We start from the raw sequence: 19,032 nt of genomic DNA, 5'->3' as shown, positions 1-19,032 counted from the left end.
ATCGAGGGCCGGGCGCTGCGCACACCGACGCGTGCGCGCCGCGACACCGACACACGCGCGCAAGTCGGATCGAGGCTTGCGCCTCAGGGCCCGAGTGCGCGATCAGCGGAAAGCCGAATTCGCCCAGATCGGCGCGGACTGACATGTGGAGACACGGAATGCCCCATCGCGTGATGCTGCCGCTCGTCTTCGGCCTCGCCCTCCTCGTGGGGCTGGGCCAGCCGGCGGCGGCGCAACAGACGATCTTTCGCCCCGTGGCCGTGGTGAACGACCAGGCGATCACCGGCTACGACCTTCAGCAGCGCATGCAGATCCTGCAGACCCTGGGCGTTTCGACCGCCAGCCCCGAGGCGCTGCGGACAGCGGCACTCGACCAGCTCATCGAGGACCGGCTGAAGCTTCAGGAGGGCAAGCGGCTCGGGCTGAGCGCCAACCCTGAAACGATTGAGCAGGCGCGCGCCGACATGGCCGAGCGCCTGGGCACGACGCCGGACGCGCTCAGCGCGCTCCTCTCGGCGCAGGGCATCGGCGAGGGAGCGGTCGAGGACATGCTGGCGGCCGACGCGGTCTGGCGCGAGGTGGTGCGCGCCCGCTTCGCGCGGCGCCTCGAGCCCGGCGAGGCCGAGATCGAGGCCGAACTCTCACTCCTGCAGGGCCGCGGCGTCACCTCATGGCAGGTCCGTGAGATCGGCCTGCCCTCGGCCGAGAACCAGCGCGGCGAGGAGGCCACGCGCGAGCTGGCCGAGCGGATCATCGCCGAGGTCAGGGCCGGCGCGGATTTCGAGACGCTGGTGCAGCGCTACTCGCGGGCGCCGAGCGCGCAGTCGAGGGGCAATGTCGGCTGGGTGACCGAGCGGAACCTGCCGCCGCAGCTTGCCGGCGCCCTGTCGGGGCTCGAGCCGGGCGGCGTCACCGCGCCGCTGCCGGTGCCGGGCGGCTTCTCGATCCTGCAGGTGGTCGACAGGCGGGTCGAGACGCCGCAGGGCCTCGATCCGAGCGACCCGGAACTGCGCGAGCGGGTGCGCCGCGGTCTGATGGCGCAGCAGAGCGCGCGGCTCTCCGAGGGGCTGCTGCAGGAGCTGCGCCGCGACGCGCTGATCGAGCTGCGATGAGCCGCAGCACCGCGCTCCCGCTTGCCGTCAGCATGGGCGATCCGGCCGGCATCGGCGGCGAAATCACGGTCGGCGCCTATGCCTCGGGCGCGCTGCGCCGGAACTTCTTCCTCGTGGGCGACCCCGACGCACTGGCCATGCCCGCTGAGCGGGTGGGGGTGCGGATCGAGACGATCGGCTCGCCGGCCGAGGTGGCGGCGATCTACCCCTGGGCGCTGCCCGTGCTGCCCGAACGGCTGGCCGCGCCGGCGCCTCACGGCAAGCCCCTGCCGGCGAACGCGCCCGCCACGGTCAGGGCGATCGAGCGCGCAGTGGCCCTGGCGATGGCGGGCGAGGCCGCGGCGGTGGTCACGAATCCGATCAACAAGAAGGCGCTCTACGACGGCGCCGGCTTCGCCTTTCCGGGGCACACCGAGTTCCTGGCCCATCTGGGCGGCGTCCGGCGGCCGGTGATGATGCTGGCAGGTCCCTCGCTGCGCGTCGTGCCGGTGACGATCCACATTCCGCTCGCCGCCGTGCCCGCGGCACTGGACGCCGACCTGATCGTCGAGACGGCGCGCATCACCGCCGAGGGCCTGCGCCGGGACTTCGGCATTCCCGCGCCGCGGCTCGCGGTGTCGGGCCTCAACCCCCATGCCGGCGAGGGCGGCTCGATCGGGCGCGAGGAGATCGAGATCATCACCCCTGCCATCGAGAGGCTACGCGCCGAGGGCATCGACGCGGCCGGTCCCTACCCGGCCGACACCATGTTCCACGCCGCCGCCCGGGCGCGCTACGACGCGGCGCTTACGATGTATCACGATCAGGGCCTCATCCCGATCAAGGCGCTCGATTTCGAGCGCGGCGTGAACGTGACGCTGGGCCTGCCCTTCGTGCGCACCTCGCCCGATCACGGCACGGCCTACGACATCGCCGGCACCGGGCGCGCGGACCCCACGAGCCTGATCGAGGCGATGAACCTCGCCGGGCTGCTCGCCGACAACCGGGCGCGCGCGGCGTGAGCCTCGCCCCCGACGGGCTGCCGCCGCTGCGCGAGGTGATCGCGCGGCACGGGCTCGCGGCGAAGAAGTCTCTGGGCCAGAATTTCCTCCTCGATCTGAACCTGACCGCGCGGATCGCGCGGGCCTCGGGGCCGCTGGAAGGGGCCGAGGTGATCGAGGTGGGGCCCGGTCCGGGCGGCCTCACGCGCGCGCTGCTGTCGCAGGGCGCCGCGCGCGTGGTGGCGATCGAACGGGACGCGCGCTGCCTCGACGCGCTGGCCGAGATCGCGGCGCATTACCCCGGCCGGCTGATCGTGATCGAGGGAGATGCGCTCGAGGTCGACCCGCGCCCGCATCTCACGGGCCCCGCGCGCATCGTGGCAAACCTGCCCTACAACGTGGGCACCGAGCTGCTGGTGCGGTGGCTGACCCCGCCCGACTGGCCGCCGTTCTGGGAGAGCCTGACGCTGATGTTCCAGCGCGAGGTGGCCGAGCGCATCGTGGCAGCGCCGGGGAGCAAGGCCTATGGCCGGCTCTCGGTCCTCGCGCAGTGGCGCGCGACGGCGCGGATCGTCTTCGACGTGCCGCCCTCGGCCTTCGTGCCGCCGCCGAAGGTCACCTCGTCGGTTGTCCATCTCAGGCCGGTCGAGCCGCGCGCCGCGATCGACCCGAAGGTGCTGGAGCGGGTGGTCGCCGCCGCCTTCTCGCAACGGCGCAAGATGCTGCGCCAGTCGCTCAAGGCGCTGGGACGCGACCCCGCGCCCCTGCTCGAGACGGCCGGCATCGACCCCACGCGCCGGGCCGAGACCCTGAGCATCGACGAGTTCCTCGCGCTCGCGCGGGTGGCGCAGTCCCTGGGCTGATGGCCGCTCAGACCTCGCGCGTCCGGCCGAGGATGCGGCTTGCTTCCTCGCGGCGCACCGGCACGAAGCCGACCCGCTGGTAGAGGCCGAGCGCGCGGGAATGGTCCAGCGTGTTGGTGTTCACCGTCATCCGCTGCACGCCGGGCCGGTCCCAGCCCATGTGCACGGCGGTGGCAAGCAGCCAGTGCCCGAGGCCACGCCCCACCGCCTGCGGCACCAGCCCGAAATAGGCGAGATCGCAGACCCCGTCCTCGCGCGTGTCGAGCACGAAGAAGCCACCGGGCCAGCCGTCGAGCATCAGCGTGAACAGCTCGGTCCTTGGGTCGGACACGAAGGTGTCGAGCTCGGCGCGCGGGCGGCGGAGCCAGTCGGTCCATTCATAGGCCGCGCCGACCTGGCCGTAGAGGTAGAGGAAATAGTCCGCGGGCGGCGCCTCGGCGCGGATCAGCGCGAGCGAGCCGCCGACCGGCATGTGCGGGATCGGCGCGACGGGGCGCGCGTTCATTTCGAGATAGGTCACCACGTAGTCGATGCGGTCGCCTGCGTCCGCGCGCGCCATGCCTCAGCCCTTCTCGACGGCGAGGTCCGGGTAGCTGCCCCATTCCGCCCAGGAGCCGTCATAGAGCGCGTTCCTGCCGTGCCCCATGCGGTGCAGGGCAAGCGTCAGGATCGCCGCCGTGATGCCCGAGCCGCAGGTGGTGACGACGGGCTTCGACAGGTCCACTCCCGCGGCCTCGAAGATTGCGCGCGTCTCGGCCACCGGCTTCATCGTGCCATCGTCCTCGAGGAGCGACCTGTAGTGCACGTTCTTCGAGCCCGGGATGTGGCCCGCCCGCAGGCCGGGCCGCGGCTCGGCCTCCTCGCCGCGGAAGCGTCCGGGCGAACGGGCATCGACGATCTGCTCGTCCCTCAGCTTGGCGTGCCCCGCGATCTGCGTCACGTCGCGCACCATCGAGGCGTTCTTGCGGCCGGTGAAATGGCGCTCGCGCGGCTCGGGCGCCTCGTCCTCGACGGGGCGGCCCTCGGCCAGCCATTTCGGCAGGCCGCCGTCGAGCACCGAGACATCGCTGTGGCCGAACACCCGGAACATCCACCACACCCGAGCCGCCGAGAACAGGCCCTGCTGGTCGTAGGCGACGACGCGGTGGCCATCGCCGATGCCCATGCGCCGGACGCGGGCCACGAACTTCTCGACCGGCGGCAGCATGTGCGGCAGGTCGGAGCGCGCATCCGAGATCTCCTCGATGTCGAAGAAGCGCGCGCCTGGGATATGCGCCTTCTCGTAGAGCGCATGCGCGTCGCGCGGATCGCCCGGCAGGTAGAGCGAGCCATCGAGGATGCGGATGTCGGGGGCGCCGAGGCGCTCCTCGAGCCAGGCGGTCGAGACGAGGGGGCTCGGATCACTCGCGGACATTCGGGGCCGTCTCCTGGATCGTGCGGATGTTCTTCGTCGTAGACGCGCAGCCGGACGGAATCAACCGCACCCAGCGCGCGGCCGCGGCTCAGGCGTCGATGAGCACGGTCACCCGGCGGTTCTGCTTGCCCTTCTTCTCGATCTTGCCGAGGCTCACCGCGCCCACCTCGGCGGTCGAGCGCACATGCGTGCCGCCGCAGGGCTGGAGGTCGATCGTCCCCTCGCCCGCGCCGATCCGCACCAGTCGAACACGGCCCTGTCCCATCGGGGGCTTCACCGCCATGGTCTTGACGAGGCCGGGATTGGCTTCGAGCTCGGCGTCGGTGATCCACTCGGTCGTCACCGGGTGGTCTGCCCCGATCAACTCGCGCAGCCGCGCCTCGATCCCCTCGCGGTCGTCGAGCGGGTCGGGCATGTCGAAATCGAGACGGCCCTTCTCGTGGTTGATCGAGCCGCCTGTGACCGGCAGCGGGATGATGACCGACAGGAGGTGCAGCGCGGTGTGGACGCGCATGTGCCGGTGCCGACGGGGCCAGTTCAGCGCCGCGCGCACCGTGGCGCCCACGGGCGGCAGGGGCTCGCCCTCGCGCGGGGTGTGGACGATCTCGCCCGGCGCCTCGCCCTTCACCGCGGTGACGATCCAGCACTCGGCCCCGTCCCAGCTGAGCGTGCCGCTGTCGCCCGGCTGGCCTCCGCCGGTCGGGTAGAACACGGTGCGGTCGAGCACGATCCCGCCCTCGGGCGTGATGGCCGTCACCCGCGCCTCGCACTCGGCGCGATAGGCGTCGTCGCGGAACAGGGGTTCGGTCATCGGCGGGCTCCTCGGCTTGCTGAATGTTCGGGCACGGGCGTGTCAGCGGCCGTCGCCGGCATCGGTGTCGCCACCCGATGCGTCGTCGCTGGCCGGATGCGGCGGCGCGTCGCCCTGCGCGGCGCCCTTGCGGCGCCGGGGCGCGGGCGGCGCGGCCTGCGGCGCCAGCGCCGCCGAGATGGCCGCGGGGTTGCGCAGGTGCAGGTCGCGCTGCGGGAAGGGGATCTCGATCCCCTCGGCGGCGAAGCGGCGCGCGATCTCGTGATTGAGGTCGCTGCGGACATTCACCACCCAGTTCACGTCGCGCAGGATCGCCCGGATCTCGAAGTTCAGCGCGCTGTCGCCGAAGCCCGCGAAATTGATCCACGGCGCCGGGCGGCGCAGGACCATCGGGTGGGCGCGAGCGATCTCGAGCAGGATGGCCTCGACCTTGCGGGTGTCGCTGCCATAGGCCACGCCCACCTTGGCGATCATCCGCCCCTGGAGGTTGTTGTGGGTGTAGTTGGTGACCGTGCTCGAGATGAGCTCCGAGTTCGGCACGATCAGCGATGAGCGGTCGAAGGTCTCGATCTCGGTTGAACGCACGTTGATCTGCTTGACATAGCCCATGCCGGACGGGATCTCGACCCAGTCGCCGGCCTTGATCGGCCGCTCGATCAGCAGGATCAGCCCGGACACGAAATTGTTGACGATGTTCTGCAGGCCGAAGCCGATGCCGACCGACAACGCGCCCGCGACAATCGCGAGGTTCGACAGGTCGAGCCCGGCGGTCGAGATCGCGACAAGCGCGGCGATCAGGATGCCGATATAGCCCACCCCGGCGATGATCGCGGCGCGCGCGCCAGTGTCGAGCGCCGTCAGCGGCAGCACCGAATGGCGCAGCACCCCCTGCAGCAGCCGGGTGAGGAGGAAGCCGATCGAGAAGACGATGCAGAAGGACAGGAACTCGACCGGCGAGAGCCGCAGGTCGCCCACCATGAAGCCTTCGCCGATCTGCCGCCAGATGGTGACCAGATCGACCGTGTTCGCGCCCCAGATCATCGCGAGCAGCGGGATCGCCAGCACCGTCAGAAGGAAGCCAACCGCGACGGGGATGAGCCGCAGTCGCCGCTGCGTCGACGTCGCCGCCGCCGAGGGGGCGAAGATGCCTTCGACGATCTCGCGCACCACCGAGTAGAGCAGGACGAAGAAGCCGATCAGCGCGAACGAGGCGATCGGGGGATGGAACACGAAGCGCGACGCCGCGAAATACCCGCCCAGCGCGAGGCTGGGCGCAAGCACGGCGACGGCGCGCATCACGATGCCCGCCAGCCGCAGCAGGATCGGTACCAGCACGGCGTCGGTGTCCTCGGCCTCGGCGCCGCCATCGTCGAAGTCATGCCCCCCCTCGGCGCCTTCACGCGTGTCCCCGCCGTCCCGGCGATGGATGATGCCGACGAGGTTCCACAGGGCGACCCCGCCAAGGATCTGCAGGGTCGTGTTGTAGACCGTCAGCAGCTCGATGCCGACGCCGATGCTCTTGCCCTCGACGACAAGGATCCAGTCCACCGAGTAGATCGCCGCAAGGGCGATCAGCCAGCGATGCGCCCGCGTTGCGTCCCGGTCACCCAGCGCCGAGATCCGCAGCTCCGGCGCGTGGGGCGAGAAATAGGCGCTGCCCAGCGCGTAGGCGCCGACCGCGAGGCTGGTCGCGATGCCCAGCGCCATGAGGATTCCCAGCCCCTTGACGCCAAGCAGTCCCGATGCCGCCGCGGCCAGAAAGACGACGGCGAGCGTGAGGATCGGCAGGAACAGCCGCGTCGCGGTCAGCCCCGCCGCGATCGCAAGCCGGCGAGACGCCGTCACGTTCGGACTGATCCGCCTCGAGAGGCCGCCGATCAGCACATCCCGCACCCGTCGGAATCCGAAAAACGCGGCGACGATCACCATGAGCGGCGTGATGATCCGGACGGCGAGGCCCTCGCCGCCCTTGAGGCCCTGCTCGGCAATCCGCTCCCGGCTCTCGGCGAACAGCACGCCGACGCCACGGCCGACCGCGGAGACGGCCGTCGCGAGGGTCTGCGGCTCGAGCACGCTGGGGCCTCGGTTGAGAAGCGCCTCGCTGAAGATCTGCCTGCGTTGGGCGAGCAACCGGTCGATCTGGGCCGCAGCGCGGGCGGACGCCTGCTGCGTGCGGCGCTTGGCGCCCTCGAGTTCCTCGATGGCCGCGTTCAGCCGGGCGCGTTCCTTCGCCACGTCGGGCGCCTCGGACGCCCCCTCGGCCGGTGCCGGGCCCAGCGCTTCGCGCTGCCGCAATAGCGGCGCAAGCTCGGTCTCGAGGCGCGCGGCCAGTTCGCCCATGCGCCCGATCTCGGCCGAAAGCTGGCCCCGCAGCTTGTCGATGCGCTCGAAATCGAGTTCGGCATCGTCGATCTCGCGAGCGACCGCCTCGGCGCGCTGCTCCCATTGCTCGAGCAGGACGCGCGGCGGCTCCGGCTCCTTCTCGGGCCGCTGCGCGTGGAGCGGGCCGGCGAGGGCGAGCGCGAGAAAGGCCCCGATCAGGGCGCCGAGGATGGAAGCTCTCATGCGACAGGGCTTAGCGCGCGCCCGGCGGCTGCGCCAGTGCACTGTTGCCGCGACCGCCTCAGGCGTCCTCGAAGACCCGGGGGATCGCCGCGTCGGGCCCGCGGTCGAGCCAGGCCGGAACCGGCAGCCCCTTCTCGCGCAGGAAGGCGGGGTTGAACACCTTGGACTGGTAGCGCGAGCCATAGTCGCACAGCACGGTGACGATGGTGTGCCCGGGCCCCATGTCCCGCGCCATGCGGATGGCGCCCGCCACGTTGATCCCGGTCGAGAGGCCCATGCACAGCCCCTCGCGCTGCAGCAGGTCGAACACGACGGGCAGCCCCTCGGCGTCCGGGATCTGGTAGGGATGATCCACCTCCAGCCCCTCGAGGTTCGCCGTGATGCGGCCCTGCCCGATACCTTCCGAGATCGACGAGCCCTCGGCCTTGAGCGCGCCGTTGCGATAGTATTCGTAGAGTGCCGCCCCCATCGGGTCGGCGAGACCGATCCTGATCTGCGGGTTGCGGGCCTTTAGCCCCATCGCCACGCCCGCAAGCGTGCCGCCCGACCCCACGGCACAGATGAAGCCGTCCACCTTGCCGCCGGTCTGCTCCCAGATTTCGGGCGCGGTCGAGTCGATGTGGGCCTGGCGGTTCGCCACGTTGTCGAACTGGTTCGCGAAGACCGCGCCGTTCGGCTCGGTCCGGGCCAGCGCCTCGGCCAGCCGGCGGGCGTAATGGACGTAGTTGTTGGGGTTGCGGTAGGGCACCGCCGGCACCTCGACCAGCTCGGCTCCGGCAAGCCGCAGCATGTCCTTCTTTTCCTGGCTCTGCGTGTCGGGGATCACGATCACGGTCCGGAATCCCATCGCCGCGCCGACAAGGCTGAGGCCGATGCCGGTGTTGCCCGCGGTCCCCTCGACGATCGTGCCGCCGGGCCGCAGCTCGCCGCGCGCCACCGCGTCGCGGATGATCCAGAGCGCGGCACGGTCCTTGACCGACTGGCCCGGATTGAGGAACTCGGCCTTGCCGAGGATCTCGCAACCGGTCAGCTCGGACGCCTGCCGCAAGCGGATCAGCGGCGTGTGGCCGACCGCGTCGGGGAGATCCTTGAAGACATGCATTTTCCACACTCCTCAGCCGCAGAAATTCGCGTTCCACACCGAATCCCCACTTAAGCGGAATGCTCACGGCGCTCAACCCCGTGCGGCGCGGGGCTCAGGCCCAGGCGGCGCGCAGCCTCTCGCGGTGGCGGGCGAGCCAGAGCAGCGGGATCATCGCGGGCCCGGTGTTGACGCCGCCGCTCTCCAGCGCGTCGAGCGCGGCGTCGAGCGGAAGGACGATGGTGCGGATGTCCTCGCCCTCGGCGGCCAGCCCGTGCAGCCCGCCCTCGCCCGCCAGATCCGCCTCGCCCACGAATGCCGCGAGATATTCCGACGCGAGGCCGGGCGTCGGGTAGTAGCCCGGCAGGCGGATGATGCGGCCGATCGTCAGCCCCGCCTCCTCCATCGCCTCGCGCCGCGCGGTCGCCTCGGAATTGCCATCCGCGTCGATCCGGCCGGCGATGACCTCGATGCACCACGGAGTGGGATCGCCGCGGGCGGCCGGGCCGGGGCGGAACTGCTCGATCATGAGCACCCGGTCGCGCCGGGGGTCGTAGGGCAGGATGGTTACCGCATCCCCCCACGAGACGGTCGTGCGCGCCAGCGGCTGCGTCCAGCCGCCGTCATGGCGGCGATGGCGCAGGCGATGCTCCTCGACGGCGAGATAGCCGGTCCATGCGGGACGCCGCTCGAGCCACTCGACATCGCGCGCCGCCGAGAAGCCCGTCCGCAACGCGTCTCCGGCCACGGCGCCCCCCTGCGCGGCGAGAACGCGCGCGCGGGCACGCGTCAGCATCGCGGGCCAGTGCCGGTGGAGCGCGCCGGGCGGCAGGCGGCCGTGATGCTCCATCAACTCGCGCGCCGCCTCGATCACAAGGGCGGCATGCTCGGCCTGCCACGCGGCGAGGTCCCACGGCTCGGCGCTTGCCGGCGCGCCCTCGCGGGGCCGGAAATAATCGGCCGCGACGAGGCCCGAGGCGGTCAGAACCTCGATGCCCGCGAGCTCATACTCGGCGGATTCGTAGAATTCGAGCCGCGCGCGCTCGGCCGGACCCGCAGGCCGGAACAGCGTGCCTTCCGCCGCCGCACCCGGCGCGGGCCATAGCAGCGGGTAATCCGCGCGCGCATGCCGCAGGGCCACGAAGCCCTCCGCCCGCGCCGGCAGGATGCAGGCCGGGCCGAGGGGGCGGCCGAGCACCACCTCGAGCAGCCCCCGATCGCGCAGCGAGCCATAGAGAAAGATCGGTTTCATGCCCGCACCCAAGCAGCCGGGCGCCCCCAACGGACCGCCATGCAATGCGGCACCTGTCCCGGACGCGGCCGGGCGCATCGGTGCCGCCGCTCCGGCGGGACGCGACATCGCGGGCCTTCTGGCGGCACCCGGCCTTTTCCTGCCCTCGGGACGGACTATCATGGTGATCCGAAGGCGGCGCAACCGCGTATATGACCACAACGGACGAGATGCCGCGCGGCCCGGCGGGCCCCGGCGAGCAGGTTGAGATGCAGGCGATGCCCAAGCACATGCCGACGACCGAGATGCTGGCCGACTACGCGAGCGGCGCGGCCTCGCCCGGCGTCTCGCTGCTGATTGCCGCGCACCTCACCCATGCGCCCGAGAGCCGGGCGCGGGTGGGTGCCTTCGAGGCCGTGGGCGGCGCCCTCTTGGCCGACGAGCAGCCGCTGCCGATGTCGGCGGCCGCGCTGGACGATGTGCTCGCCCGGCTCGACGGCGATGACGCGCAGGATGCGCCGGTCCGGCACGATCCGGGCCCCCTGCCAGGCCCGGTGATCGAGGCCGTGGGACGCGATTTCGACAAGATCGCCTGGAAGTTCCGCCTTCCGGGGGTGGCCGAATGCGAGCTCGACGGCTATCCCGGCGAGAAGGTGAGCCTTCTGCGGGCCCGCCCGGGCGCGCGCATGCCGCAGCATACCCACGAAGGGCGCGAGCTGACGCTGGTGCTCGCGGGCGTGCTTCAGGATGGCGACGAGGTCTATCGGGCGGGCGATGTCGCCATCAACACCGAGGACGACGACCACCGCCCCGAGATCATCGGCGACGAGACCTGCTATTGCCTGATCGTCATGTCGGGCGGCCTGCGTTTCACGGGCAGGTTCTCGCGCGCGCTCAACTTTCTCGCCGAGTGAACGGCTCAGCCTCGGCCCGGAGCTTGCGAGCGCCGGGCCGACGGGCCCTCAGGTCGTGCCGTCGGACGGCACGTCGCGGTTCTTGCGGAAGCGCACCAGCAACCAGTGAAGCAGTTCGGTGACGACGCCCAGGACGGCGGTGGTCGTGATTGTCAGCGTGAGGAGCGGGAAATTGATCACGAGATCGAACAGCGGCGTGATCTCGCTCTCCATGTTCCTCACGAAGCTCTCGTAGTCGTCGGACGGGCCGTTCCAGACTTGGATCGCCACGACCAGGGCATAGACCGTCCCCGCCACGATGATCGACAGCAGCCCGGCCCAGACGCCGTTCGCAACGGCGACGATGAGGCCCCAGCCCTGCCGTGTGGCAAGATTGAAGAACCCGACGAGCGCCCCGGCAATCGGGCTGATGATTGCCATGACGGGCAGCTGCTCGAGCACGGGCCGAGCCTCGGGATTCGACAGCACCCAGTTGATGGCCCACGCCATCAACACCGCGCAGATCAGACGAAATACCAGCATGTCGCGCCTTCGCTATGCAAGCCGAGCGGAATAACGCGCTCTCACATCAACACCCCGACGCAAGAATGCCCCATTTTGGCATATCAGCGCAAGATTCATGCAGGTCTTTGCAGCGAAATTTGCGTGACGTCCGTCGTCCGGGCCATGAAACAGGCGGCACAGCTTGCAAGGTAGAAGTTCCACATCCGGCTGAAACGCTCGTCGAAGCCAAGGGCGCGGATGTCGTCCCACTGGTTCTGGAACCGCTCGCGCCACTCCCGCAGGGTGCGCGAATAGCTCTCGCCGAACTCGATCGAGCCCAGCAGGGCAAGCCCCGCGCGCTCGGCCTCGGACCGCAGCGCCGCGGGCGAGGGAAGCATGCCCCCGGGGAAGATGTACTTCTGGATGAAATCCGTCTGCCGGCGATACTGCGAGAACAGCCCGTCCGCGATCGTGATGATCTGGAGACCCGCCATCGCCCCCGGGCGCAGCCGTTCGCGCAGCGTGCGGAAATATGCGGGCCAGTAGCGCTCGCCGACCGCCTCGAACATCTCGATCGAGGCGATGCCGTCATAGACGCCCCGCTCGTCGCGGTAATCGCGCAAGACGATTTCGGCCCGGTCGGCCAGCCCGGCCTCAAAGAGCCGCCGGCGGGCATAGGCCTGCTGCTCGCGCGAGAGGGTGAGGCCGGTCACGCGCGCCTCGCGCTCGCGGATCGCGTATTCCGCGAAACCGCCCCAGCCGCAGCCGATCTCGAGAATGTGGTCGCCCGGCTGCACCCCGATCCGGTCGCAGATCGCGGCATACTTGTTCGCCTGCGCCTGCGCCAGGTCCTCGCCCTGCCCCGTGAACAGCGCCGAGGAATAGGTCATCGAGGGATCGAGCCAGCGCGCGTAGAACTCGTTCCCCAGGTCGTAGTGGTAGGCGATGTTGCGCCGCGCGCCGCGGCGGGTGTTCGAGCGCAGCCAGTGGCGCAACTGCTCGTAGGCCCGCACCAGCGCCATGCCGGGGAAGCCGCGGCCGAGGCTGTCGTTGTTGACGAGGATGACGTCGAGGAGCGCCTGCAGGTCGGGCGTCTCCCACCAGCCGTCGAGATACATCTCCGAGAAGCCGAGGTCCCCCTCGCGCACCAGCCGCGCGAAGAAATCGCGGTTCAGCACCATGATCCGTCCGGCGGGGCCGGGTCGTACCCCCTCGGCGAAGAAGCAGCGCCCGTCCGGCAACGTGACCTCGAATGTGCCGGTCTCGATCTTCAGGGCGATGCCGAAGAAGGTCTCGAACCAGCGCGGAAGATCCTTCTGGCCCTCGACACTCGTCAACCGCATGTCGGTCTCCCTGACAACGTTCTCTCGGAAAATAAGGCAGAACGGCGGGGCCGGGCCAGAAAAATCGTGGCTCGGCCAAGACTTCAGCTGTCGGTGTGACGCGACCCGAAGGCCGCGAGCGCGCGCGCCCGCCCCTCTTCAAGGGCAACGACCGGCGCCGGGTAGGCCTGAGCGGGCGACATCCTCCAGCGCCGCGGGACTGCCTCGAAGAATGCCAGCGCATCCGCGTGCGGCCGCGCCCGCCCCTCGGCGATGAAGCGGTCGGCATAGCGGCCATCGGGGTCGAATCGGGTGGCCTGCAGGTCGGGATTGAAGATGCGGAAATAGGGCGCGGCATCCGGGCCAGAACCTGCGACCCACTGCCAGCCCATGGCGTTCGAGGCCGGGTCCCAGTCGATCAGGCAGTCGCGAAACCATGCCTCGCCCACTCGCCAGTCGGTCAGAAGATGCTTGGTGAGGAACGAGGCCACCAGCATCCGCGCCCGGTTGTGCATGGTGCCGGTGACATACATCTCGCGCATGCCGGCATCGACCATCGGGATGCCGGTCATGCCGCGCCGCCAGCGCTCGGCGTCGGGATTGTCCGGGCGCCATGGGAAGCCGTCCCAGTCGGCGCGCCAGTTCCGCGTCTCGATCTGCGGGGTGTGGAACAGCAGGTGATAGGCGAATTCGCGCCACACCAGCTCCTTCAGGAAGTGCTCGGCGCCCGCCTCGGCGCGCCCCCCGAGGCGCTGCATGGCCGCGAGGCCCGCATGCCAGATCGTGCGCGGCGAGATCTCGCCAAACGCAAGGTTCTCGGAGAGGCGCGAGGTCGCCTCGATGTCGGGCCGGTCGCGCTCGGCCTTGTAGGCGCCGATCCGGTCGGCGATGAAGCCATCGAGCCGGTCGCGCGCCGCCGCCTCGCCGACGCCCACGAAGCGCGCGACCACCTCCGCGCCGCGATTCATCGCGCGCGCCAGGTGCCAGTCCGCAAGGGCCTCCGAGGCCGGCCATGCGGCGGGCGGCGCAAGATCGCCCGGCTCGGGCAGGGGCGCCGCCACCTCGCGGTCGCGCACCGCGCGCCAGAACGGCGTGTAGACCCTGAAGAAGCCGCCCTGCGCGGTCTCGACCTGCCAGGGCTCGTGCATGAGCGCGGCGTTCGCGCTCGCGGCCTCGATGCCCGCCTCGCGCAGGGCCGACTTGACCGCCGAATCCCGCTCTCGCGCGCGGGCATCGTAGAGGCGCGACCACACCACGCGCCGCGCGCCCGTCTCGGCCACCAGCGCGCGCAGGACGTCAAGCGCATCGCCCCGGCGCAGCACGAGGCGCGAGCCGCGCGCCGACAGGCGCCGCCCGAGATCGTCGAGCGAGAGCCCCAAGCGCCACAGCGACGCCGCGCCCGTGGCCGTTTCGGTCAGCGGGTCGAGGATGAAGACCGGAATGACCGGCCCGCCCGCGGCGAGAGCCAGCTCCCAGCCCGGATGGTCGCCCAGCCTGAGATCGCGGCGCAGCCAGAGGATCGTCGGCGGGGTCGGAGGCGTCGGCGTCGGCGTGGCGGGCATCGGCGTGCGGGTGTCCGGGTGACTTCGTGGCCGAGGACGCTTGACATTCTCGCCCCCGTTCCGCCCGGGACGTGGCGCGACCCGCCGGGAGATCAACGCTTCCTTAACAATTTTTCGCCCGAATCGGCATCAACTCTCGCCGTGTGGGTGGAGTCGTGTGTGGTGGAGCAAGGCATGAGCGTGATCCCCTTTGACCCCGAGCATCCTTTCCCGGCGCGCCGGTCGCGCCCCGGTGCCGAGCCGGGCGCAGCGGTCGCGCGTGCAAGGGTGATCGAGCGCGCCCTCGATCTCGCGCTCCACGAATGCGCCCGCAACCTCGAGCGCGCCCGCCGCGCCGAGGCGAGGGTCGAGGAACTGACGGCACAGATGATGCGTGACCAGCTTGCCGAGCCGGCGGCGCCGACACTTTTCCGAGCAGGCTGAGCGGCGCGCGCACCGCGTCCCCATCACGCCGGAACGCCCGAGGCGATCCGAGCGACATGCACCGGGCGAAGCATCGACCAAACCTGCATGACATGCGCGGGCCGCTCCCGCGCCCCGGCGCAGTTGAGGGCCGTTCGCGTCAGGCGTGAAAGACCGTCGCGGCCTCGGCCCAGGCCGACCGCAGGGCATCGGCTGCGCCGAAGGGAAGGTTCGCGAACAGCAGGCCCGATCCGGTCATCCCCCGCTCCGGCCGCGCGGTGAAGCCGACCTCGTGTCGCAGGAAGCCGGGCAGCCGGGCGGCCTCGACGGGCCCGGTCAGTTCGACATGCCGTCCGGCGGGCAGGATCGGATACCAGACCATCACGATCCCCTCGGGCCAGCGGCGCAGCAGCGCCAGCGCCGTCTCGGCGCTGCGGGCGTATTCGTCCTTGACCTCGTAGCTCGGGTCGATCAGCGCAAGCCCACGGCGCGGGCGCGGTGGCGCGAGGGCCGGCAAGCCCTCGTGCCCGTCGCGGCGGTGGATGGCCACGCCCTCGCCGGCCATCGCCTCGCGCAGCGCAGCATTCTCGGCCGGGTGAAGCTCGCAAAGGATCAGCCGGTCCTGCGGCCGCGTGAGCAGGCGCGCGATCAGCGGCGAGCCCGGATAGGCGGCGGGCCCGAAGCGCGCGCGCGCCGCGTCGAGGGCGCGCCAGAACGGCCCCTTGCCGGGCGTGAGCCGGCCGATGCCCGCCGCCGCCTCGCCGGTCTTGAGCGCCTCGGGCGCACCGAGATCATAGAGGCCCCGCCCGGCATGGCTCTCCATATAGCTGATCGCGCGGGGTTTGGCCGTCAGGAGATCGAGAAGCGCCGCAAGCGCCATGTGCTTGTGCAGGTCGGCGGCATTCCCCGCGTGATAGGCGTGCTGGTAGGACAGCATCGCCCGTCAGACCCGTGCACGTGCATCTGCCCGCGCGGCCGCGTGCGCGGTGGTCTCGTCCGCCCGCCACGCGAGCGCCGCCTCGCGGGGATGCCTGCCGTCACACCGTTCCATCCCCGGGGCTGCCACCGCGATCCCGGCCATCAGAACTCACGCATCCAGAACTGCATCGGCTTTTCCGTTTCGGCCTCGCCCCCGATATCGCGCCAGGCGAAGCGCGTCACAAGGCCCTCGACCGGGCGATAGCCGCGCTTGCGCCAGAACGGGTCGAGCGGGGCGTAGCCGGAAGGACGCGCCGGGTGGCTCTCGGGACGGATGACCGCGCAGAAGCAAGACCAGCGCCGGCCCAGCGCCCGGCCCCGTGCTTCGCGATGGTCGAAGAAGGCATGGCCCGCGCCCTGCCCGCGATACTCGGGCAGCAGAACGGACTCGCCGCAGTAGAAGATCTGCGAGAGGTCGAAGCCGCGCCCGGCGAAAGGGCGGGCGAACTCGGCGGCGTGGTCCTCCATCGGCGCGCCGGTGGCTGCGCCCACCAGCCGGCCGCCGTCCCAGGCGCCGACGACGATCGCGCCGGGGCTCGCGGCATAGGTGCGCAGGTAGCGCTGCTCGTAGGCCATGTCGCCGTCGTAGAGATAGGGGAAGGCGCGGAACACCTCGATCCTGAGGCGGGCGAGTTCCGGCAGGATTGCCGGCAGGTCGCCCGCCGCGATGGGACCGACCGTGAGCGTCACGCCGAGACCTGCGCGATCCAGTCCGCGAGGTTGTAATAGGTCGTGACCCGCGCGATCTTGCCGTCGCGAAGCGCGAAGAAGGTGCCGGCGGGCAGCACATAGCGCTGGCCGTGGGCTTCCGGCAGGCCCTCGTCGGTCTCCAGGTAGGCGCCGTTCACGGTGAACTCGGCCGCGGCGCGGGTGCCGCAGGGGCTCGCCATCACCACGATGTCGGTGAGCCGTTCGCGATAGCAGCGCGTCATGTGGGCCGAGAACGCGGCAAAGGCGTCCTTGCCGGTGCGATGGCCGCCCTGGTTCACGTCGTGGCGCACATCGTCGGCCAGCAGCGCCAGCATCCCCTCGGCGTCGCCCCGGTTGAAGGCATCGTAATAGGCGGTGACGATCTCGGTCGGCGTCATCTGCGGTCTCCGGTCCTGGCCGGAGGTGGGCCCGGCCGCGTGGTTGCGGGTTTCTACTGCGGCGGCGCCGGGGGCGCCACCCCGGGATCAGAGGCCGGCGAAGCCCGGCGGCAGGCCGGGCGGTGCGAAGCCCGCGGCGATGCGCGGGCGGCCCGTGGCGGTCGCGATCAGCTCGGCCTCGACGATCACGCGGCGGCCCTCGATCTCGGCCTCGCGGACCTCCCAGCGGCGGGTCAGCGCCACCTCGGCGGCGCCGGCAAGCGTCGCGGCGGCGCGGACCTCGGCCTCGAGCGCCGTCTCCGCTGCGCGGCGGGCGTCCTCGAACCCCGCGAAGTCGCGCGTGCCCGCGGCGAGGTGCAGCCGGAAGCGGTCCTCGGCCGGCTGGGTCAGCGTCGCTTGGCGCGTGATCCGCACCTGCCCGGCGACCGCGCCCACCGCATTCGCGACATCGGCGTGGCCGGGGATGACCGGCGGGGCATCGAGCATCTCGGCGACCCGTGGATAATAGACCGGGGCCGATGCGCCGAGCCCGACCAGCGGCACCGAGAGCGAGAGCCGGGGGCAGACGAGGCCCGCGTGCCGGCGCAGCGCGGCCTGCGCCAGCGTCGCCCGCGCGAGGCCCGGCTCGCCGAAACCGTCGGCCGCGAATGCCGCGTCCAGCACATGCTCGGCCGAGCGCGCGATCAGCGCCTCGATCACCGCGCGGGCGAGCACGAGGCCGTCGGCGGCGACCGGGCGGCCATCCACGCCGCGCCGGCGCGCCATCAGCGCCGCGCCCAGTTCGGCCGAGCGCGCATCCCAGCCCGCGTGCAGGCCAACGACATGGGCGGCGTCCGAGGGCGTGAACCCCGCGACGCGGACGAGGCCGCGCTCGACCAGCCGCTTCAGGGCGATGCGGCGCGGTCGGGTGCGCAGCGCCTCGTCGGCGGCGACCGGAGCCGCATCGAGGCTGGCGAGCAGCGCGGCCTCGGCCGGGCCGAGGCCCGGTGCCTCGGCAGGACCCACGCGCAGGAGGAAGCGACCGTCGAGCTCGCCCGGCACCGCCCGGCTCAGCTGGCGTTCCAGCGCCGCCGGCACCGCGGCGCCATGCTCGGCCCCCAGGAGCGCGAGCGGCACCAGCCGGCGCGGCCCAAGCAGGACCGCGGCGCCCGTCTGCCGCTCGTCGAGCGCCACCTCGCTGTCGCCGCCCAGGCCATGCGTGGTCATAGCAACCGCCTCGACCATGGTGCGCAGACCGCCCACCTCGGCCCCCGCGGGGTCGAGGCGGGGCCGGCCGCCATGCAGCACAGCGATGTCGGTGGTGGTGCCGCCGATGTCCGAGACGATGGCATCCCCCAGCCCCGTGAGGAACGAGGCGCCTACGAGGCTCGCGGCGGGGCCCGACAGAATCGTCTCGATCGGCCGGAGCCGCGCGAACTCGGCCGAGACCAGCGCGCCGTCGCCGCGCACCACCATCAGGGGCGCCGCGATGCCGCGCGCCGCCATCATCGCCTCGGCCGAGGCGACCAGCCCCGCGATCATGCCGACGAGCCGCGCGTTCAAGAGCGCTGTGAGCGCGCGCCGCGGCCCGCCGACCTGCGCCGAAAGCTCGTGCGAGCAGGTCACCGGCAGCCCCGTCAGGGCGCGCACGATGTCGCGCGCCGCAAGCTCGTGCGCCGGGTTCCGGACGCCGAAATGGCCGCAGATCGCGACCGCCTCGACCGCGAGGCCGTCGAGCGCGGCCGCTAGCCCCTCGCGGTCCAGCGGCGCGCGCTCGGTGCCATGCGGGTCGTGGCCGCCGGCGACGGCGATGAGGGGGTCCTGCCCGATCGCCTCGGCGAGGCCCTGCCGGCCGAGATCGGCGGGATCGAAGCCGATCATGATCAGCGCCGCGCGTCCCCCCTGCCCTTCGACGAGGGCGTTCGTGGCCAGCGTCGTCGAGAGCGAGACGAGCCCGATGCGCCCGGGCGGGACGTGTCCCGCCGCCAGCACCGCGTCGACCGCCGCCGCGATGCCGCGCCCCAGGTCGTCGCGCGTCGTGAGCGCCTTGGCCTTGGCGATGACGGCCGCCGCCCCCTCGGGCAGGCGCGCGGCGTCGAGGAGCGCCGCGTCGGTGTAGGTGCCCCCGGTGTCGACGCCAAGCAGCAGCGCGTCGCCCCCCGCGGGGCGTGGGACGTCAGCCCCCCCTGCGAAGCCTGTGGCGGCAGCGGTCCCGGTCGTCGGCTCGGACATTGATCGCCTCCGGCA

18 protein-coding genes are annotated in these 19,032 nt (G+C 71.6%); 5 read left to right on the top strand and 13 right to left on the bottom strand.

Features of this window, described 5'->3' with window-relative positions:
- Positions 1-158: 158 nt before the first annotated feature.
- From M1105_RS10600 to rsmA, 3 genes are read left to right on the top strand one after another with little or no spacing between them, the layout of a single operon-like run.
- The gene (locus M1105_RS10600; protein WP_249580340.1) at positions 159-1,112 is read left to right on the top strand and encodes a peptidylprolyl isomerase; all 954 of its coding nucleotides are present in this window, start codon (positions 159-161) and stop codon (positions 1,110-1,112) included.
- Positions 1,109-2,113, top strand: coding sequence for a 4-hydroxythreonine-4-phosphate dehydrogenase PdxA (gene pdxA, locus M1105_RS10595; RefSeq protein WP_249580339.1), 1,005 nt, complete (start codon positions 1,109-1,111; stop codon positions 2,111-2,113). The genes M1105_RS10600 and pdxA overlap by 4 nt, the downstream gene beginning before the upstream one ends.
- Positions 2,110-2,955, top strand: a complete 846-nt coding sequence (gene rsmA / locus M1105_RS10590) for a 16S rRNA (adenine(1518)-N(6)/adenine(1519)-N(6))-dimethyltransferase RsmA (RefSeq protein ID WP_249580338.1) — start codon at positions 2,110-2,112, stop codon at positions 2,953-2,955. The genes pdxA and rsmA overlap by 4 nt, the downstream gene beginning before the upstream one ends.
- A 7-nt stretch (positions 2,956-2,962) precedes the next feature.
- On the opposite strand, the gene M1105_RS10585 is transcribed toward rsmA, so the two are convergent.
- The 6 genes from M1105_RS10585 to M1105_RS10560 all read right to left on the bottom strand — a co-directional run bounded on the left by M1105_RS10585 (position 2,963) and on the right by M1105_RS10560 (position 10,078).
- Positions 2,963-3,514, bottom strand: coding sequence for a GNAT family N-acetyltransferase (locus tag M1105_RS10585; protein WP_249580337.1), 552 nt, complete (start codon positions 3,512-3,514; stop codon positions 2,963-2,965).
- A gap of 3 nt (positions 3,515-3,517) precedes the next feature.
- Positions 3,518-4,369: a 3-mercaptopyruvate sulfurtransferase gene (sseA, locus tag M1105_RS10580; RefSeq protein WP_249580336.1), complete on the bottom strand. Its 852-nt coding sequence runs from the start codon at positions 4,367-4,369 to the stop codon at positions 3,518-3,520.
- 88 nt (positions 4,370-4,457) lie between these two features.
- On the bottom strand, positions 4,458-5,180 hold the full coding sequence (locus M1105_RS10575; RefSeq protein WP_249580335.1) for an alanyl-tRNA editing protein: 723 nt from the start codon (positions 5,178-5,180) through the stop codon (positions 4,458-4,460).
- Positions 5,181-5,222: 42 nt separating this feature from the next.
- Positions 5,223-7,745, bottom strand: coding sequence for a mechanosensitive ion channel family protein (locus M1105_RS10570; RefSeq protein WP_249580334.1), 2,523 nt, complete (start codon positions 7,743-7,745; stop codon positions 5,223-5,225).
- A gap of 58 nt (positions 7,746-7,803) precedes the next feature.
- Complete coding sequence (locus tag M1105_RS10565; protein WP_249580333.1) at positions 7,804-8,847, bottom strand: cysteine synthase A; 1,044 nt, start codon at positions 8,845-8,847, stop codon at positions 7,804-7,806.
- Positions 8,848-8,941: 94 nt separating this feature from the next.
- Positions 8,942-10,078, bottom strand: a complete 1,137-nt coding sequence (locus M1105_RS10560) for an NUDIX domain-containing protein (protein WP_249580332.1) — start codon at positions 10,076-10,078, stop codon at positions 8,942-8,944.
- A gap of 191 nt (positions 10,079-10,269) precedes the next feature.
- Between M1105_RS10560 and M1105_RS10555 the strand changes: the two genes are divergently transcribed.
- Positions 10,270-10,971 carry a ChrR family anti-sigma-E factor gene (locus tag M1105_RS10555; RefSeq protein ID WP_249580331.1) on the top strand — a complete coding sequence of 234 codons (702 nt, stop codon included), beginning with the start codon at positions 10,270-10,272 and terminating at the stop codon, positions 10,969-10,971.
- 48 nt (positions 10,972-11,019) lie between these two features.
- Here M1105_RS10555 and M1105_RS10550 read toward each other — a convergent pair whose 3' ends face one another.
- The 3 genes from M1105_RS10550 to M1105_RS10540 form a co-directional block, all read right to left on the bottom strand.
- Positions 11,020-11,493: a hypothetical protein gene (locus M1105_RS10550; RefSeq protein WP_249580330.1), complete on the bottom strand. Its 474-nt coding sequence runs from the start codon at positions 11,491-11,493 to the stop codon at positions 11,020-11,022.
- Between the two features lie 95 nt (positions 11,494-11,588).
- On the bottom strand, positions 11,589-12,797 hold the full coding sequence (locus tag M1105_RS10545) for an SAM-dependent methyltransferase (protein ID WP_249580329.1): 1,209 nt from the start codon (positions 12,795-12,797) through the stop codon (positions 11,589-11,591).
- A gap of 83 nt (positions 12,798-12,880) precedes the next feature.
- The gene (locus M1105_RS10540) at positions 12,881-14,338 is read right to left on the bottom strand and encodes a cryptochrome/photolyase family protein (protein ID WP_249580328.1); all 1,458 of its coding nucleotides are present in this window, start codon (positions 14,336-14,338) and stop codon (positions 12,881-12,883) included.
- Between the two features lie 174 nt (positions 14,339-14,512).
- Between M1105_RS10540 and M1105_RS10535 the strand changes: the two genes are divergently transcribed.
- Positions 14,513-14,761: a hypothetical protein gene (locus M1105_RS10535; RefSeq protein WP_249580327.1), complete on the top strand. Its 249-nt coding sequence runs from the start codon at positions 14,513-14,515 to the stop codon at positions 14,759-14,761.
- Between the two features lie 139 nt (positions 14,762-14,900).
- Here M1105_RS10535 and rlmJ read toward each other — a convergent pair whose 3' ends face one another.
- The 4 genes from rlmJ to M1105_RS10515 all read right to left on the bottom strand — a co-directional run bounded on the left by rlmJ (position 14,901) and on the right by M1105_RS10515 (position 19,017).
- Positions 14,901-15,677, bottom strand: a complete 777-nt coding sequence (rlmJ, locus tag M1105_RS10530; RefSeq protein WP_249580326.1) for a 23S rRNA (adenine(2030)-N(6))-methyltransferase RlmJ — start codon at positions 15,675-15,677, stop codon at positions 14,901-14,903.
- Positions 15,678-15,820: 143 nt separating this feature from the next.
- The gene (locus M1105_RS10525) at positions 15,821-16,408 is read right to left on the bottom strand and encodes a GNAT family N-acetyltransferase (protein ID WP_249580325.1); all 588 of its coding nucleotides are present in this window, start codon (positions 16,406-16,408) and stop codon (positions 15,821-15,823) included.
- Positions 16,405-16,806: a ketosteroid isomerase-related protein gene (locus M1105_RS10520; RefSeq protein ID WP_249580324.1), complete on the bottom strand. Its 402-nt coding sequence runs from the start codon at positions 16,804-16,806 to the stop codon at positions 16,405-16,407. The genes M1105_RS10525 and M1105_RS10520 overlap by 4 nt, the downstream gene beginning before the upstream one ends.
- An 87-nt stretch (positions 16,807-16,893) precedes the next feature.
- Positions 16,894-19,017 carry a hydantoinase/oxoprolinase family protein gene (locus M1105_RS10515; protein WP_249580323.1) on the bottom strand — a complete coding sequence of 708 codons (2,124 nt, stop codon included), beginning with the start codon at positions 19,015-19,017 and terminating at the stop codon, positions 16,894-16,896.
- Between the last annotated feature and the right edge of the window lie 15 nt (positions 19,018-19,032).

This window comes from Thermohalobaculum sediminis (assembly GCF_023487995.1).
GTDB classification, from domain to species: domain Bacteria; phylum Pseudomonadota; class Alphaproteobacteria; order Rhodobacterales; family Rhodobacteraceae; genus Thermohalobaculum; species Thermohalobaculum sediminis.
This window is presented reverse-complemented; position numbering and strand designations above follow the sequence as displayed.

Excerpts from the sequence above, each read along its gene's own strand:
- M1105_RS10520 (WP_249580324.1), bottom strand. The coding sequence starts at position 16,806 with ATGACGCCGACCGAGATCGTCACCGCCTATTACGATGCCTTCAACCGG.
- M1105_RS10570 (WP_249580334.1), bottom strand. The coding sequence starts at position 7,745 with ATGAGAGCTTCCATCCTCGGCGCCCTGATCGGGGCCTTTCTCGCGCTC.
- M1105_RS10535 (WP_249580327.1), top strand. The coding sequence starts at position 14,513 with ATGAGCGTGATCCCCTTTGACCCCGAGCATCCTTTCCCGGCGCGCCGG.
- M1105_RS10560 (WP_249580332.1), bottom strand. The coding sequence starts at position 10,078 with ATGAAACCGATCTTTCTCTATGGCTCGCTGCGCGATCGGGGGCTGCTC.
- M1105_RS10600 (WP_249580340.1), top strand. The coding sequence starts at position 159 with ATGCCCCATCGCGTGATGCTGCCGCTCGTCTTCGGCCTCGCCCTCCTC.
- M1105_RS10555 (WP_249580331.1), top strand. The coding sequence starts at position 10,270 with ATGACCACAACGGACGAGATGCCGCGCGGCCCGGCGGGCCCCGGCGAG.
- M1105_RS10575 (WP_249580335.1), bottom strand. The coding sequence starts at position 5,180 with ATGACCGAACCCCTGTTCCGCGACGACGCCTATCGCGCCGAGTGCGAG.
- pdxA (WP_249580339.1), top strand. The coding sequence starts at position 1,109 with ATGAGCCGCAGCACCGCGCTCCCGCTTGCCGTCAGCATGGGCGATCCG.
- M1105_RS10585 (WP_249580337.1), bottom strand. The coding sequence starts at position 3,514 with ATGGCGCGCGCGGACGCAGGCGACCGCATCGACTACGTGGTGACCTAT.
- M1105_RS10550 (WP_249580330.1), bottom strand. The coding sequence starts at position 11,493 with ATGCTGGTATTTCGTCTGATCTGCGCGGTGTTGATGGCGTGGGCCATC.
- M1105_RS10540 (WP_249580328.1), bottom strand. The coding sequence starts at position 14,338 with ATGCCCGCCACGCCGACGCCGACGCCTCCGACCCCGCCGACGATCCTC.
- M1105_RS10565 (WP_249580333.1), bottom strand. The coding sequence starts at position 8,847 with ATGCATGTCTTCAAGGATCTCCCCGACGCGGTCGGCCACACGCCGCTG.
- M1105_RS10515 (WP_249580323.1), bottom strand. The coding sequence starts at position 19,017 with ATGTCCGAGCCGACGACCGGGACCGCTGCCGCCACAGGCTTCGCAGGG.
- M1105_RS10545 (WP_249580329.1), bottom strand. The coding sequence starts at position 12,797 with ATGCGGTTGACGAGTGTCGAGGGCCAGAAGGATCTTCCGCGCTGGTTC.
- rlmJ (WP_249580326.1), bottom strand. The coding sequence starts at position 15,677 with ATGCTGTCCTACCAGCACGCCTATCACGCGGGGAATGCCGCCGACCTG.
- sseA (WP_249580336.1), bottom strand. The coding sequence starts at position 4,369 with ATGTCCGCGAGTGATCCGAGCCCCCTCGTCTCGACCGCCTGGCTCGAG.